Source organism: Nitrospirota bacterium (assembly GCA_030684575.1).
Taxonomy (GTDB): domain Bacteria; phylum Nitrospirota; class Nitrospiria; order Nitrospirales; family Nitrospiraceae; genus Palsa-1315.
This window is the reverse complement of record JAUXVD010000018.1, coordinates 33,761-49,957: the sequence shown is the minus strand read 5'-3', so window position 1 is coordinate 49,957 and position 16,197 is coordinate 33,761. Positions and strand designations below refer to the sequence as shown.

The following is a 16,197-nucleotide window of genomic DNA, read 5'->3' as shown; positions in this document are numbered from 1 at the left end:
TCGTCGGGCTCAGGGGAGCGGAATCCCGCCACTCATTGCAGCACGTGCAGGCTTCCCTTGAGGTGCAAGACCGCTTTGGTATGGATCTGACAGACGCGAGATTCCGTGACTTTTAGAATGCGGCCGATTTCCTTCATCGTCAATTCTTCGTAGTAGTACAGCGTGAGCACGAGACGTTCCTTCTCCGGCAATTGCTGAATCGCATTCGTCACCGCCGTCCGCTCCCGCTCACCGAGAATCGTCGCGAGGGCATCGGGTTGGTGCGTGTCGGCGAGCATCGTGAGGATCTTCTGCCCGTTCGGCTCGTTGACCTGAATGTCGTCCAGGCTCACCAGGACAGCGCCACGAGCACGCGAGAGAAACTCGTCGAGTTCAGCTTGCGTCATCTTTAATTCTGCCGCCACTTCCTCATCCGTCGGGGGCCGGCCAAGCCTGTTCATCAACTCGGTATGCGTGCGTTGTAACAACGAGACCCGCTCATGCACCGAGCGAGGGATCCAGTCCATGGAACGAATTTCATCCAGCATGGCCCCCCGAATGCGAAACTCGGCATAGGTTTTAAACTTAGCCTCCCGAGTGGGATCATACTTGTCCATCGCATCCATCAATCCAATGACGCCGACCGACACGAGGTCTTCCGCATCCATATAGGCAGGCAGCCGGAAGGCCAGACGATGGGCCATCGCTTTCACGATATGCGCGAACTCTTTAATGATCCGTTCGCGTTGCGCTTCGAGCGCGGGGCCGACCGCTGGGCTTGGTTGTGTCGCAATATTGTTCATCATCAGTATGCTTTCTGTGTTCGTATCACCATGGACCTACCTCTAGGCCGTGTGGATCAATTGGCGCCACAAGAACTGCACGGTACTCTTCGGAAGTTGAGGCACAGGCCATTCAGCAATCTGCCCTGCAAGCTGGACGAACGCTCGGCTGGCGGGCGAATGAGGAAAGCATTCCGTCACCGCCTTCTGCTGAAGCACCGCCATCGGCAGATAATCATCGAACGGGATATACCCCATGTACTCCAAATTGATATGCAGGAAACGATCCGCGGCCGCATCGAGCTTCCGGAATGTCTGTGTCGCGTCGCGCTGACTCTTCACCATGTTGACCAACACTTTAAATCGGCGTTCCCGATGCTGCCGCCACAGAACTTTGATGAGCGCATAGGCGTCGGTCAGGGAGGTCGGTTCCGGCGAAATGACGACGACCGTTTCCTGCGCCGCAGAGGCAAAATAGGTCACATTGGGAGAAATCCCTGCGCCGGTATCGATCAACAGCACGTCCACCGTTTTCGCCACATCTTCCAGCTCGCTTTGCAGCAGCAGTTGCTGCGCGTCGCTTAAGGATGTGAGTTGCGGCAGGCCGGAGCTGGCCGGCAGCACCTGGATGCCGGCGGGACCGGGAATGACGATATCGGACAAGTGGTGGGAACCGGCCAGCACATGTTCCAACGTATAGCGGGGCACCAGCCCCAAAAGCACATCGATATTACCCAATCCTAAATCGGCATCCAGCACTAGGACTTCTTTGCCGGCTCGCGACAAGGCCACGGCAAGATTTGCCACAATATTGGTCTTCCCGACCCCACCCTTTCCACTCGTCACCGTAATCACATGGGTGTATGAACTTTCACGGTCGATCATCGGTTTCGCGGTGCCCTCTGTGCTCAGCATATACTTCATGCGGGAGTCTCCCTACTGCGCGTGTTGTGGCGTCGTACCGCCGACGGAAGCGAGACTGTCGCATCCACGGGGTGACGAGAGGCCTGGTGATGTGACGTGAGCAGAACCACGCTCGAGCAACAGATCGGCCAACCGTCCCGGTTGCGCCAGCTCGAGATCTTCCGGCACTTGCTGACCGATGCCCCAATACGAGAGGGGCAAGGTCGTCTGGTAGGCCAGTTCGAAGAGATTTCCGTATTCAGCTGTCTCGTCCAACTTGGTAAAGAGCAACCGGGTCGGCGCACAGACGTCATACCGCGCCACCGTGCGACGGAGATCCTGCATCCTGGTGCAGGCGGAGAGGACGAGATGTGTCTCGATCGGGCCGTACGAGTCTTTCAGCCCGCCAAGATGAGCCAGCCGTGCCGTCTCATTCACGCCAAACCCAGGGGTATCGATGAGAATAAGATTCGCCTCGCGATGACGGCGGATGCCATCCATCACGTCAGCCGTGGTCTGAGCAGTCTCAAGTGTCACGCCTAACACATCGGCATACATGCGAAGATGTTCAACCGCAGCCGTACGGCAGGTATCCAAGGTGATCAATACGACTGACTTGTGTTCCTCCAGACGGTAATGTGTGGCGAGTTTCACGATCGCCGTGGTCTTACCGACTCCGCTCGGGCCAACAAACATGGCGACATTGTAATTGTCCCCGGGGCTCAAGAGCGGCCCACTTCCCCGGACGGCCTCCACAAGGAGCCGATGCAGTGTCTCCTGAATCGCACCATCTGTCAGGGTCGTCTCCGACGCAAGCCTGCGGCGAAGCGCCAGGCAGAGGTGCTCGGCGCTGGCGTGACGCAGGCCTTGGTCGATCAACTGACGGCAGGCCCGTGCAATAGGAGCGGGAAATCCTGCGCCTTCCGTCGGCGCATCATCGGGCAACGACGTCGTCAGGCGTTGATGCAGTTCTCGGAGGTCCTGCTTCACTCGATGGACCCGTTCCGTCGACTTCACCGGCGGAAGCGGAGGCGCGACCGGTGACGGCACAGGGGCCGCCTGGGCGAGGGGTTGGGTCGTGGCGGAGCGAAGCAGCAATGCGCTCAGGGTGTCCTGAAACAGAGGAGCGGGCTCCGGTGCCGCCGGAGGGGTCGGCAGAACCGGCCGCGCGACCTGCCGTGGTACCGGGATAGCCGGCTGAGGGATCGGCGCGAACTCCTTCGCGTCGCGATCGGTCGCCGCCGTCACTTCCAACAACGGTTTACCAAATAGTCCGAAGGGCAAGCTCCCCTGGCGCACCCGTTTGGTCGAGAGGATGATCGCATCGGGCCCCAGCTCCGCCTTAATGTCGCGGATGGCCTCGTGCATGGTTTCAGCATGAAACAACTTCACCTTCATGGCTTACCTCACAATCGTGGAAGTTCGACATCCAACCTGATCGTGTCCAGCGATTGAAGCTGGACCATCGCGTCGATTTCATTGAGACCCAACACCGGCACCGTACGCAGAATCCGATCGGTCAAGCGGCGGATATGGCGCCGCAACACCGGGGAGCAGAGCACCACCGGCTGCTGGCCACGCGACGCGACCCGTTCCGCCGCCTGTTTCAACGCCGTCAACAACTTCTGAGACGTGTTCGGATCCAAATTCAACAGCCCCCCCTGCGGAAGCGCGGCGACCTGTTCACTGAGCGACCGATCTAAGCGCGGATCCAAGGTGATGACAGGCAACGTGCCGTCCGGAGCTTGATGCTGGCGTGTAATGGTCCGTGATAAGGCCTGCCGCGCGATTTCCGTCAGCAGTTCAGGATCTTTCGTCGAGCTCGCATGATCGGCAATCGCCTCAAGGACGGAACGCAAATCACGGATTGGAATGCCTTCGCGCAGCAAGTTTCCTAGAATGCGCACCACCGAACCCAACGGCAGTAACGTGGGAATCAACTCCTCAACGAGTCTGGGATGCGCCTTGGCAGTCTCGTCCAACAGGGCTTGCACCTCCTGCCGTCCCAACAATTCATGCCCATGACGCTTGATGATTTCAGACAGATGGGTCGCGATGGCCGAGCTAGCATCGACGACGGTATAACCGGCCAATTGTGCTTGCTCACGCATCGACTCCGGCACCCATAATGCGGGCAACCCGAAGGCCGGTTCCTTGGTCGCCACACCCTGGATGGCGCCACGCTGAGCGGTTCCTGGATCGATCGCCAGGACGTGCGACGGCAGCACCTCTGATTTGGACAGTTCCACTCCCTTCAGCATGACGGCATATTCGTTGGGGCGGAGTTGCAGGTTGTCGCGAATATGGATCGGCGGCAGGAGAAAGCCCATCGTTTCGGCAAACTGTTTCCGCAAACCTTTGATACGCTCCAGCAGCGCAGTCCCATGCGTGCCTTCAACCATACCGATCAGGCCATAGCCCACCTGGACTTCCATCAAGTCGAGGGGAGCGACGTGAGATGCCGCCTCTTCAGATTTTGCAGCCGTAGCCGCAGCCGGGGCCGGCATGGACGTCGTCGCCTGCTCGTTCTGTTGAGAGAGGCGGTAGGCCAAATAGGCTGCCGCGCCGCCCAAACCAAGGAATGCCAGGTGGGGCAGGCCGGGAATCAGGCCGAGGGCCAGCAAAATGCCGGCGGCGGTCCCCACCGCTTTTGGCGACACCAGGACTTGCCCCATAATATCGGTGCCGAGGTCGCCGTCGGACGCGGCGCGCGTCACAATGATGCCGGCCGCCGTCGACACGATCAGCGCGGGGATCTGTGCGACCAGCCCTTCACCTACCGTCAACAGGGTATAGGTCTGTGCAGCCAGACCGGGACTCATGCCCTGCTGCAAGACGCCGATCGTCAATCCGCCCAAAATGTTCACGAACACGATGATGACCGCCGCCGTGGCATCGCCACGAACAAACTTGCTGGCGCCGTCCATCGATCCGTAGAAATCAGCCTCTTCGGCAATCTCACGACGCCGCCGCCGTGCTTCCGTCTCGTTGATCAGTCCGGCATTCAAATCCGCATCGATGCTCATCTGCTTGCCCGGCATCGCGTCCAACGTGAACCGCGCGGCCACTTCAGCCACGCGCCCGGCGCCCTTCGTCACGACGACAAAGTTGATGATGACCAAAATCGCGAAGATCACGAGACCGACCGTGTAGTTTCCGCCGACCACGAAGTTTCCGAACGCCCGGATCACCTCTCCCGCCGCCCCGGCCCCTTCGTTGCCATGGAGCAGGATGAGACGGGTCGAGGCGATATTCAGCGCGAGACGAAGGAGCGTGACCATCAGCAACACGGACGGAAACGCCGAAAATTCGATCGGCCGCCGCACTTGCAAGCCCACGAGCAGGATGATGACCGACACGGTAATGTTGAAGGCCAGGAGGAGGTCGAGAAGAAATCTCGGCAGCGGCAACAGCATGACCATGATCACCGACACCACACCCAAGGACAACATGATGTCCGGGTGTTTGATGATCGACTGCGGTGAAAGGATCGGAGGCGTTGCCTGAATCGAGGTTTGAGCAGCCATATAATTTAGACCTTACCTGGGCTCTTGTTTTGGTGTGAACCCGCGAGTGCGATAGACAAATGCCAGAATTTCAGCGACCGCCAGATAGAGATTGGCGGGAATCTCCTTGCCGACCTCGACGAGTTTGTAGAGGGTACGGGCCACAAACTTATTTTCGATTACCGATACGCCATGCTGCCTGGCCACTTCCCGAATCCGTTCAGCGAGAAAACCCGCCCCTTTGGCCACGACAATGGGAGCGCCTGGCCTCGCAGTATCGTATTTCAGCGCGACGGCCAAGTGCGTCGGGTTGGTCACGACGACATCCGCGGTCGGAACTGCAGCCATCATGCGTTTCTTCATCATCTCCCGCTGCATACTCCGCACCCGGCTCTTGATCTGCGGGTCGCCTTCCGAACTGCGATGTTCTTCCTTCACCTCGGCATGGGACATACGCAGCGAGCGCTCCCATTCAAACCGTTGATAGAAATAGTCGGCTCCTGCCACCACAACGAACGCGCCGGTCACCGCGGCGGCGACTTTCAAGGTCAGCCATCCCATGACGGTCAGCAGCCCCCAGATGTCATATTCCACAATTTCCGGGAGCCTGCCCATTTCCCCTCGGAGGACGAATACACCGATGGCGGCAATGACCGAAATTTTAAGCAGCGCTTTGATCAACTCCGAGAGCGAACGGAACGACACCAGACGGGAAAACCCAGACATGGGATTCAACCGCGACGCGTCGAAGGGAAATGAGGCTTTCCACATGAATCCCGTCTGCGCAAGCGAAGCGCCGACCCCTGTGATCGCAAGGCCGACCAAGACCGGAAGGAGCAACAGGATGGTCGACATACAGACCTGCACGACCAAGGAGTGAATATGATCGATCGTGAGGCTCGCCTGTACCCCGCGATCGAACGACCGGGACAACCCCAGACGAATGACGTCGGTCAGCTGTTGCACGCCTGGGCGAACCAGGAAAAATAGCAGCCCGACTCCTGCAAGCTGCATGGCCGCCGTGGTCACATCACGGCTCATCGGGATGTTCCCCTCCAAGCGGGCATCCGCTTTCCGTTTTTCACTCCCCGGTTCTGTTTTATTATCTTTATCGTCAGCCATGTCCCATGAGCCTCAAGAGACCAGTGATCGACTCGTGTAATCCGATGAATTCCCGTTCGAGCAACGACACCATGAACGGCAACGTCAAACCCAAGACCATGAGCCCGGCTGCGATGGTCAATGGGAAACTCAGCACGAATACATTGATCTGTGTCACGGCCCGTCCCAACATGGCCAGTAGGATATTAATGAGGGCGACAGCCACGAGGACCGGTCCAGCCAACTGCACGGCCACTTGAAACATATGCTGCGACAGATGCAGCACTTCCTCGCCGACGGCGGGCGAGAGATGTGCGCCGAACGGAGGAATCGACTCATAACTTGAGACGATAGCCGCCACGACCATCATGTGAGCATTCAGCGAGAGAAAGACCAATGAGGCGACGATGCTAAACAATTGTCCGACCATCGGCGTGGAATGCAAGGTCATCGGATCCAGGAGCTGCGCGATACTGAAGCCCATCTGGCTTCCGACAATTTCTCCGGCCACCTCAAGCGCAGAAAAGAGCAATCTCACCGCCATGCCGATGACGAAGCCGATCATCAGTTCGCTCACGAGACCTGCCGTCATGGCAAGGGCGTCCGGAGGAACCGACGGAAGATGCATCGCCGGCGCTAATGCCAGGGACAACATCAGCACGAGCGCCACTTTGATGCGAGGCGGAACGGTCCGTCCGCTCAACATCGGCATCGCCGCCACGATGCCCCCGATACGGGAGGCCACGACGAGAAATGACTGAAACTCAGGCAGCAGAAGATGGAGTGGCTGTGTCACATTCATGCTCGTTCAATACCCGTCGTCAATGTACGTAATTCGGAATATTGCTGAAGAGCTCCGTCATAAATGTCGTCATCACGCCCAACACCCAGGGCATGAACACCACGATCGCGCCGAATATGGTCAACACCTTCGGCACAAACGTTAAGGTGGCTTCATTCAACTGCGTCATGGCTTGCAAAGCACTGATCGCCAACCCGACGACGAGGCTGAGCCCCAGGAAGGGCGCGGACACGAGCAACGTCGTCTCTAAGGCCTGCCGACCTAACTCTGTCACCATCTCTGGAGTCATCTCGCTCGCTCCTTTCGGATCTCGCTCACGGCACGAGGCTCGTGGCTAGAGGCAATGGGAAAATTCACGGACTACAGACTGACTGGCCTCTCGCCTGCTCATTGGAAACTTTTGACTAACGATCCCACGATGAGATACCAGCCGTCTGCCAACACAAACAAAATTAGTTTGAACGGAAGCGAAATCATCACCGGCGGCAACATCATCATCCCCATGGCCATCAAAATGCTGGCCACCACCATGTCGATAATGAGAAAGGGGATATAGATCAAGAACCCGATCTGAAACGAGACTCTCAATTCGCTGAGAATAAATGCCGGAATCACCACATGAAGAGGAACCTGATCCACCGTTTCCGGCTTCGGAATCTTACCGAGGTCGATGAAGAGCTCCAGGTCCTTATCTCGAACCTGTCTCAGCATGAAGGCACGAATCGGCTGAATGCCTTTCGTCCAGGCTTCCTCGTACGAAATCTTTTCAGCCAGCAACGGCTCGACCGCCTGGCTGTATACTGTCTGCCCCACCGGCGCCATGACAAAGACGGTCAGGAACAGGGCCAGGCTGATCAGGACCTGGTTCGGGGGCACTTGCTGTGTACCCAACGCCTGCCGGAGAAATGAGAGCACGATCACGATTCTGGTGAAGGAGGTGACCATGATGAAGAAGGCCGGCGCGAGCGACAACACCGTCAACAACGCGAGGATTTGAAAGACGACGGCCGTTTGCTTCGGACCGGTCTGTCCCAGATCGATGGTGACAGAAGGGTTGGTCCCGCCTATGGCATCCTGCGCAAGCCCGAATGAGAGCCCGCAGATCAGTGCGGCGAAGAAAAGACAGATCGAAGGCGCCGGTAGCGCCAGCCTGCCGTTACACAATCGCATGGCCGCCTTTCAGGTCCGTCTCCATCTGCGCCGATAGGCCGAATGAGGACACGGAAAGATTCTTCGACGGAGCAGCCGTCGCCTGGGCCAACAATTTTCGAACCTGCTCCTGATCCGTAATCCGCCCGAACGACACCAGATCCGTGGGGGTGACGCCGATAATCAGGAACTCTCCTGCCACCGATACGAGTGAAATCGTCTTGCGTGGACCGAGGTAACCGCTCCCCAGCACCTGCACGATCGGCGCAGTCACAGGCGTGAACAGTCGCGCGCCGCCGAATCGCCTGACCAGCGCGACCAGCCCGGCGATAAGAGCCAGGACCAGCGCAAGGGCTGCCGCCATCCGCAGGAAACTGTCCCAGAAATCGACCATGCCGTCTCCGTCTCCCCTCGTCCTAGCCGAGTTGCTGAACCCGTTCGACCGTGCTGATGACATCGGTCAACCGGATGCCATATTTCTCGTTCACCACCACCACTTCACCGCGCGCAATCAGCTTGTTATTGACCAGCACTTCCATGGCTTCGCCCGCAAGTTTTTCGAGTTCGACCACCGACCCCTGCCCGAGCTGCAGTAATTCGCGAATCGCCATCTTGGTCGACCCCACCTGCACGGTCACCTGCATGGGAATATCGAGGATGAAATCCAAATTCTTCTGAGTCGGCACAGCCCCACCATTGTCGACCTGCGGAAACGAAGCCACCGGAGGGGACGATGTGCCAGATTCAGGTTTTGTAACGTCGGTATCAGCCATAGATCGTTCTCCTCAACAACAGGGCTCGCTTACGCAATCACCTTCGATATACGGCAGGCATGGTTCCCCTTGAATACTCCGGGGCTTCCTTGAAACTTCAGATATCCCTCGACATAACAATCCAAGGGATCGCCCGGACGTTGATCCAAGACGATGACATCTCCCGCCGTAAAATTGAGCACGTCTTGCACCTTGACGGAAGCGGTCCCGAGCCTGACGGCGACATTGAGCTCGCATTCTTGTAATCGCTCTCGAAACCGGCCCGTCCACCCGCCGTCTTGCTCGACATGATCGGACACCAGTCCTGAATAGAGTTTTTCTTTAATGGGTTCGAGCATGGAATAGGGATAGACGATAAACATATCGCGGGCGGTTTCGCCGATCACCACTTGCAGCGTCACCACAGCCACAATCTCGGAAGCGGAGACCACCATGGCAAACTGGGGATTACTTTCAGAGCGCACATGCTGGATCTTGACCGTCATCAGCGCCTCCCAGGCTTTCTCGAGATCGAGGAAGGACTGCTCGACGAGCTTTTTGATGACGCGCAATTGGATCGGAGTAAAATCGCGGCCTTCCGGTTTGACGTGTGTCTGACCCTTCCCTCCGAAAAAGTAATCGACAATCAGATAGACCAGGAACGCGTCCATCACAAAGAGCCCGTTACTGCGAAGCGGCTCCATATGAAAGACGTTCATCGAGGAGGGCATCGGCACCTTCTTGAGGAATTCGCCGAACTTGGTGATCTGTGTGCCGACGACGGCGAATTCAATCGTGTCATGCAGCGCCGCCCCCCACGAAATCGTTTGCCTGCGAATAAACCGATCGTTGATCAACTCGAGCGTCGGCATCCGCCCACGAATGATCCGTTCTTGATTGAACAGATCGAACTGTTTGGCCCCCGATGCGGCAGCCGGCTCCTCCGGCGGTTTGGATTCGACGGCACCGGAATCCACCCCGTTCAGGAGCGCATCGATTTCGTCTTGCGAAAGGATTTTTTCCATAGGCCCCGATCGTCCTTGTGGCTATTGCACGACGAAGTCTGTGAAATACACCGTATGTACGGCCGGCTTGGGGAGCAAACTGTTGACCCGCTGCGTAATTTCGTCGCGCAGCTGAAACTTCCCCTGGGTCGTGCGGATCGATGAAGATTCTTTGCTGGTCAGCAGTACAAGAATCGTATCGCGTACCTGTGGGATGCGTTCGGTCAAGGCATCCGCCCCTTCCTGATTGTCCATCTCCAGCTTCACCGTCAGCTTCAAGTACTTCACCTCTTGTGTATCGGCCAAGTTAACGATGAAGGGGTCCACATCAAACATGACGCCCTTGGCCACGCCGGCTTTCCCCTCTCCTTTATGCCCGCTCTCGCCGTGACTCTCGGCTTTCGGTTCGCTGGTTTTTGACTCACCAGCATCTGTTTTCGCCTCGTCGCTCCCATGCCCTCCAGAGGTCATCTTGAAAATTGCGAAGGCCGCTCCGATGCCCAGCACGAGAGTCCCCACAACAATGATGATGACCATTTTCATGGGGATCCCGGCGGTGACGACCACCGGAGCCTTCCCATCTTCAGCCGCTGCTGCATCTGACATAAGATCCTCCTCTAGTCCAACGGTGTCTGGAACAGGGAGTCTGCAATGTGTATGCCACAAGAGATTTGCTCAGTTCGACGCGTCTCGTGCGTAGAACCTCGCGCCAGATGAGTCGATGCGTCGTAACGGAGAAGAGGACGTTGAAAGGGAGAGAGGACGGGACGCCAGTCGATTGACGATGTCAAAATCCTGACAGGGAAACATCAGTCGGGCAACAGATCGATGACGAGGGTATCGGCTCCAGTGAGAAGGAACGGCTCCCGTGAGGTGGGTCACGCGCGGGAGGCGCATGACCCACCCCTCACAGCGGGCTACCGCTTGAGATTGACGAGTTCTTGGAGGATCTCGTCGGATGTCGTGATGACGCGCGAGTTGGCTTGGAACCCACGTTGGGCGGCGATCATGTCGATAAAACTTTCACCCAGGTCCACATTGGACAGTTCCAACGTATTGGACTTCAATTTCCCCAATCCTGCACTCTCCGGTATGCCCGTGACCGGCTGACCTGAGTTGCCGGATTCCGCAAAGGTATTGTTCCCGGTTCTGGTCAAACCAAGGGGGTCAGGAAAGCGTGCCAAGACCACTTGAGCCAGCGCTCGCAACTGACCGTTGGAGAACCGTCCATTGATGACCCCGTTCCCATCGACCGAAAAGGCCTGAAGAGAACCGGCCGCATAACCGTCTTGTGTCAGTTGAACCACCGACGATTGAGAGCCGAACTGCGTGGTGCCGTCCAATCCGTTACCGCCCTCTGTCGTCACGCTGGTCCCGTAGTTATAGGTGATCAGCTGATCGGACGTCGCCCCGCTAAAATCGACCTGGAGCTGTCCAGGCACTGTCCCTGCGGCACCGGCAGCCGTGCCCGTATCGAACCGGAGAGCCGCACTCTCACGGTCCAGCGTGCCGTTGGTTCCAAACGTCAGGGTCCCCGCCCCGACCCTCGTGATCCCCAGCGTCGTATCCATGTTGGCCGCATGATAATTGCCCGTCGCGATGTCGTTGCTGTTGGCGGTCACATTGTAGTTCCAGGTATTATTCCCGGTCTTGGTAAAGTAGGTTGTGAACAGGTGTCCATTCCCAAGAGAATCGTACACGGTCATGGAGCTGGAGAAATTCGAGGTCCCTGTCGGATTGGCAATATCGAAATTCGTGCCCGTCGTCGAAGTTCCGGTCAACATCGTGAGGTTGGAGGCCAGGGTGTCTGCGCCGTTGGCAGTCACGACGACCGCGCCTGTGCTGGCGGTACTGTTATTGGTCACTCCGGCAAGTCCGGACGTGAAGGTGAAAATCCCTGCCGCATTGACCGCGGCAGTAAAGCCCGAGTAGGCCGCGCCCCGGAAGGGATCGGTGGGCGTCAGCGTCCGCACGGCATTTTGAATGGCCGTGGCCAAACCCGCACCAGTCAAACCAGCAGCCACGGTCACGGTCTGGGCCCCGTCGCCGTTCAAATTGATATTGAGTGACAGATTGCCGACAGCGCTGGTGGTGGCGGACGCCGCGGAACCGACGACATTCCCCCGCACTCCCGTCAGCGGTGCTGCTGAGCTCAAATTGGCGGCGAGGAACGCCAGGTTCGTCGCCCGCGGCGAGGCGGTGGTGGAGGGAAGAGCTACATCGCCGATCGATCCGGTGATCGTCCCGGTCGTATCGGCCAGAAACCCTCGTAATTTGTATCCGCTGGGATCGACGACGTTGTTGTCCTTATCCAAACGAAACGACCCTGCTCGACTGTAGAAGGTGCCGCCCTGGGCATCTTGAACAATAAAGAATCCGTTGCCGTCGACCGCCATATCGAGGACGTTGGCCGAGGTGGCCAACGACCCTTGTGAGAAGTTGCCTTGCACCGACGTCAGTGCGACGCCGATGCCGGTCTGGACGGAGCCGGATCCGCCCGATATCGACGAACTGATCAGATCGGCAAAGGTCGCTTTGCTCGATTTGAATCCGACCGTTTGCATATTGGCGATATTGTTGCCGATCACCGACAACGCGGTACCGTTCGCGTTGAGTCCGCTGACGCCGGCGAACAATGAAGACAAAAGACCCATGGTTTATTCCCTCCTTCTGAATGCTATGACAATGAATGACATCAGCCTATTTCAGACATCTCAACGAAACTCGATGACAGCGCTTGGATCGATCGTATTCTCGCCCGCAGCCAATCTCGGTTGACCTTCGACCACCCGGATGCCGGACACGGTCAGTCGCGAGGTCGCCGTAATCGGCACCGGTTGATTCTGGCTATTCCTGGCCGCCACCGAATAGGTATAAGTCCCTTGCGGCATCAGCGTGCCGTTCTCATCTCGCCCGTCCCACACGACATGCTGGTCTCCTGCGCTCTGCGATCCGAGATCGAGCGTCCGGATTGTCTGATTGCTCGCATTCAGAATAGACGCCCGAACCGATACCGCATCTTCGTTCAGGTTGTAGTCGAGCGGCGCAGGCGTGGCGCCCAATTGGATAATCGCACCCTCGACCCGCACGTCCCTGCCGATCAACGGCAACAGGGAATACTGCAGACTTGAGTTCTGCGCATCGAGGACCTTGCTAAGCAGCGACGATTGATTGGCGCTCTGTTCCAGCTGGCTGAACTGTGCTAGCTCCGCCACAAACGATGAGCTGTCCATCGGCTTCAAGGGATCTTGATTCTTCAGCTGTGTCACGAGCAGATTGAGAAAATCGTTCTTCCCCAGTTCCGCCTGTTTCAACGAGACCGGCGTCGGGTTGGCCGCGGATGTGATCGTCGATGATGTGACTCCATTAATCGTGGCCATGATGCGTCTCCTTCGTTCACGCGTTATGCAAAATAGCTGAGGATACCGGTTTTCGGCGCCGCGGAAACCGGCGCATCTTGAGGAGGGGGCTGAGACCGGGACTCGCGCCGCTGCTGGGATGGACCGTGATGGGCCTGCGACTGCCAATCCTGCCCGGACTGGTTCGTGCGATCCTGATCGACATGCACCTGGAAACGCCCTAAATCCAACCCGGCAGTCGATAACTGGGTGCTCAATTGTTCCTGCTGACCGGTCAGCATCTGACCGAGCTCGGCACGATCGGTCGACATATGTGTATGAATCGTGTGGTCGGACAAAACGACACGGACACGAAGCTGACCGAAGTCTACAGGGGATAGGTCAAACTGCACGGCCTGTGTCCGTGGAACAGGCGTCGGCTCAGGATCGTGGCTCAACTGGTTGGCCTGAGGTGGCACGGGAACGGAGGATGCCGACGCAGGGCGACTATTCAGCGAAGTACCTCCCTGCCCCTGCTGATACGACGAGTATTGGGTTCCTCCTTCAACTGATTCACTCGTCCTTGGCTGTAGAGTGGGCGACGAGACCTCCGTCGATTGAAGATCGATACGAGATAACCACTTCAGCCCCTCGTCCTTCTTCTGTCCGCCTGCTCCTGGGTTAGAGCCCTGATCTTCAGCCGGCATGAACTCAGAGGCGGCCGCGGCGGCTTGCGCCACAGAAGAGGTGGCCTCACGATGTTGTTGCCGGAGCGATAACTCACCCTTTCCAGGGCTCTGTTGTTCCGGTGACCAGTCGGACTCTGCCGCAACGTCCTCGCCCTTCTGACCAGCCTGCAGCGTCGTCATCGCCGCGGCCTGCTGCACGAGCGCCTGATCTTGCGAAGCCATTGGCTTGGATGAAACAGGAGCCTGAGACACCTCTCTCTCTTGCTGTTCCTTGATGGGGAAAGCCTGATCGAGAGCAGGGCTCTCAGCGTTCTGGCCCTGCTGAGTCGTGAGCGGCATACCTATGTCGGATGGTTCAGCAGACGTTGCAGGCCTATCAGATTTATCATGCTCTGGTGTCGCTTCTGACGTTGTCGTAGACACCTTGGCAATGATGTCACCCATATCAGACGCCTTAGGCTGAACGACAGGAACCTGGGACAGGTTGCCTGAAGAAACCATCCCCACGCCCTTCTCAGCCGGCTGAGTGGTCGGTTGGCTCATCAACGAGTCGGATACGACTGAGTGCCCGTCAACATCGGCCGTTGGCAGATCCGATCCAAGGACGACCTGCGGCGTATCGACCTGGGAGGGTGCCGCCGCCAGCGAAGCCCCGACCAACGAGGTCAACAGGGGATCAACGCTAGACCTGGTCGAGGACGAACCGTCATCGGTCTCAGACTGCGGGGACTGAGACTCGATGTCCGTACGAGAAGCCTTCTCCTGTTGTGAGGTCATCGAGAGATCGGACTTTCCTGATGATGAGTGATCCTCGGTCTCAGTCTGGGGGAGACGAGATTCAGTGTTATTGCTGTCCGCGGTGTCTGTCACCTTCTGCATCTGGCTCCGGTTGACCGACGGAGTCGTACTGGGTGATCGATCTTCACGCTCTGACTGAGAGGCACGTGGCTTTGGCCCTCGATTGCCATCGGTCTTGGATGACAGACCACGCTGCGTGGACGGCGTGGTGCCGGATGACCGACTTTCTCGCTCAGCCTGAGAGGTGCGCGACTTCGCCTCTCTCCTGGCTTCGACCCGCTGCGACGCGGCCTGCAAGACCGTTGAGAATCCCCTCGCCTGAGAAGCCACGCCAACCGAATTTCCAGCGGCGAATGGCTGGAGGTCTCCGCTCGCCGGTGCCGTGCCGATCTGTGGGCTGAGTTGTTGAAAGTCCATAGGTCCTCGTTGTCCTTATGGGTAAAGGGGGCACATTGTCGATTGTGGATCTTTCAAGGCTCATGCCAGACCGAATAGCGAGACATCTCTCAATTGGCGTGCACTTTAAGGCAATCGAAGCGGCAGAAAACGCGACTGCGGAAAAAGATGCCGGATGATGGGGTAAAGAATACCGGGAGCAAGCAGAAGACAGAAACCGGTCAGGGGTTGGAGAGCAATTGTTCGGTAAGTTTTGCGGCACGATCCACTTTCACCTGTGCGAGGATCGCCCCGGCAGTCTTGCCTTTCACCAGCCGGAGAATCTCCAGGGCTTTCCGATCCGCCATCTTTTCAAGACGTGCGGCGGCTTCCTCGGCTGGCATGCTTTCATAGATCTTCGTCAACTGTGCGTATCGTTGGGCATGCTCGTCGGCCGCTTGTTTCTTCTGCATGGCGCTCTGCCCTGCGGCCACCTTTTCTTGTTGTTCCTTCACCTGGAGACGGCGCTGTTCTGCGGCCTCGACCTTGCTCAAGATCTGCTCAATTTCAGCCCTGAGATTCGACAGCCGATCCTCCGATATTCGAACCGTTTTCTCACGGCGTTCCAAATCATCTTGCCGCTGTTGGAACATCGCCACCACTTCCTCCGGCAGATTGATCGCGGGGCCCTGCGTTTGTGCCGCCTCTGCCGGCGCGGACTCACCCGCAGCAGCCTTAGTCTCTTTCTGTGGCATCGACTCTGAGGGCAAACTCGCGACGGTGCCGGCCTTGGGAAGGGCCTTGGGGATGGCCTTGCGGGGGGCCGTAGGCGCCGTCGCAGGAGCGGACGAGGCCTCGTTGAGCTGCACGACCGTCCAGCACAACACCATGATCACGGCCAGCATGATCGAGACAGACCAGATCTGCCTCCCCCTCCCCTTGCGGGGACGACGAGGTCCTTCTGCATGAGTGCGTGAAAGCGTAATCCGGTCTCGTTGTTGGTCCATCCGATATCTGCT

General features: G+C 57.9%; 16 protein-coding genes. All 16 read right to left on the bottom strand.

Annotated elements, in window-relative coordinates:
- Positions 1-32: 32 nt before the first annotated feature.
- The 16 genes from Q8N00_13210 to Q8N00_13135 all read right to left on the bottom strand — a co-directional run bounded on the left by Q8N00_13210 (position 33) and on the right by Q8N00_13135 (position 16,185).
- Positions 33-785 carry a FliA/WhiG family RNA polymerase sigma factor gene (locus Q8N00_13210; protein MDP2383750.1) on the bottom strand — a complete coding sequence of 251 codons (753 nt, stop codon included), beginning with the start codon at positions 783-785 and terminating at the stop codon, positions 33-35.
- A 39-nt stretch (positions 786-824) separates the two neighbouring features.
- On the bottom strand, positions 825-1,685 hold the full coding sequence (locus tag Q8N00_13205; GenBank protein MDP2383749.1) for a MinD/ParA family protein: 861 nt from the start codon (positions 1,683-1,685) through the stop codon (positions 825-827).
- A 12-nt stretch (positions 1,686-1,697) separates the two neighbouring features.
- The gene (gene flhF / locus Q8N00_13200; GenBank protein ID MDP2383748.1) at positions 1,698-3,062 is read right to left on the bottom strand and encodes a flagellar biosynthesis protein FlhF; all 1,365 of its coding nucleotides are present in this window, start codon (positions 3,060-3,062) and stop codon (positions 1,698-1,700) included.
- A gap of 8 nt (positions 3,063-3,070) precedes the next feature.
- Complete coding sequence (gene flhA / locus Q8N00_13195; GenBank protein MDP2383747.1) at positions 3,071-5,191, bottom strand: flagellar biosynthesis protein FlhA; 2,121 nt, start codon at positions 5,189-5,191, stop codon at positions 3,071-3,073.
- Positions 5,192-5,203: 12 nt separating this feature from the next.
- Positions 5,204-6,292, bottom strand: coding sequence for a flagellar biosynthesis protein FlhB (flhB, locus tag Q8N00_13190; GenBank protein ID MDP2383746.1), 1,089 nt, complete (start codon positions 6,290-6,292; stop codon positions 5,204-5,206).
- Positions 6,285-7,067, bottom strand: a complete 783-nt coding sequence (gene fliR, locus Q8N00_13185; protein MDP2383745.1) for a flagellar biosynthetic protein FliR — start codon at positions 7,065-7,067, stop codon at positions 6,285-6,287. The genes flhB and fliR overlap by 8 nt, the downstream gene beginning before the upstream one ends.
- A gap of 25 nt (positions 7,068-7,092) precedes the next feature.
- The gene (fliQ, locus tag Q8N00_13180) at positions 7,093-7,362 is read right to left on the bottom strand and encodes a flagellar biosynthesis protein FliQ (GenBank protein ID MDP2383744.1); all 270 of its coding nucleotides are present in this window, start codon (positions 7,360-7,362) and stop codon (positions 7,093-7,095) included.
- A gap of 98 nt (positions 7,363-7,460) precedes the next feature.
- Positions 7,461-8,243 carry a flagellar type III secretion system pore protein FliP gene (gene fliP, locus Q8N00_13175; protein MDP2383743.1) on the bottom strand — a complete coding sequence of 261 codons (783 nt, stop codon included), beginning with the start codon at positions 8,241-8,243 and terminating at the stop codon, positions 7,461-7,463.
- Positions 8,230-8,616 (bottom strand): flagellar biosynthetic protein FliO, encoded by a 387-nt coding sequence (locus Q8N00_13170; protein MDP2383742.1) that lies wholly within the window; start codon positions 8,614-8,616, stop codon positions 8,230-8,232. Before Q8N00_13170 ends, fliP begins: the two co-directional genes overlap by 14 nt.
- A gap of 22 nt (positions 8,617-8,638) precedes the next feature.
- Positions 8,639-8,995, bottom strand: a complete 357-nt coding sequence (gene fliN / locus Q8N00_13165; GenBank protein ID MDP2383741.1) for a flagellar motor switch protein FliN — start codon at positions 8,993-8,995, stop codon at positions 8,639-8,641.
- 29 nt (positions 8,996-9,024) lie between these two features.
- A complete protein-coding gene (gene fliM / locus Q8N00_13160; protein ID MDP2383740.1) occupies positions 9,025-9,999 on the bottom strand; it encodes a flagellar motor switch protein FliM in 975 nt (324 codons plus the stop codon).
- A 21-nt stretch (positions 10,000-10,020) separates the two neighbouring features.
- On the bottom strand, positions 10,021-10,584 hold the full coding sequence (locus Q8N00_13155) for a flagellar basal body-associated FliL family protein (protein MDP2383739.1): 564 nt from the start codon (positions 10,582-10,584) through the stop codon (positions 10,021-10,023).
- A 311-nt stretch (positions 10,585-10,895) separates the two neighbouring features.
- Positions 10,896-12,632, bottom strand: a complete 1,737-nt coding sequence (locus Q8N00_13150) for a flagellar hook-basal body complex protein (GenBank protein MDP2383738.1) — start codon at positions 12,630-12,632, stop codon at positions 10,896-10,898.
- Positions 12,633-12,692: 60 nt separating this feature from the next.
- Positions 12,693-13,358, bottom strand: coding sequence for a flagellar hook assembly protein FlgD (locus Q8N00_13145; protein ID MDP2383737.1), 666 nt, complete (start codon positions 13,356-13,358; stop codon positions 12,693-12,695).
- Between the two features lie 23 nt (positions 13,359-13,381).
- The gene (locus Q8N00_13140; GenBank protein ID MDP2383736.1) at positions 13,382-15,220 is read right to left on the bottom strand and encodes a flagellar hook-length control protein FliK; all 1,839 of its coding nucleotides are present in this window, start codon (positions 15,218-15,220) and stop codon (positions 13,382-13,384) included.
- 200 nt (positions 15,221-15,420) lie between these two features.
- Positions 15,421-16,185 carry a hypothetical protein gene (locus tag Q8N00_13135; GenBank protein ID MDP2383735.1) on the bottom strand — a complete coding sequence of 255 codons (765 nt, stop codon included), beginning with the start codon at positions 16,183-16,185 and terminating at the stop codon, positions 15,421-15,423.
- Positions 16,186-16,197: the final 12 nt, after the last annotated feature.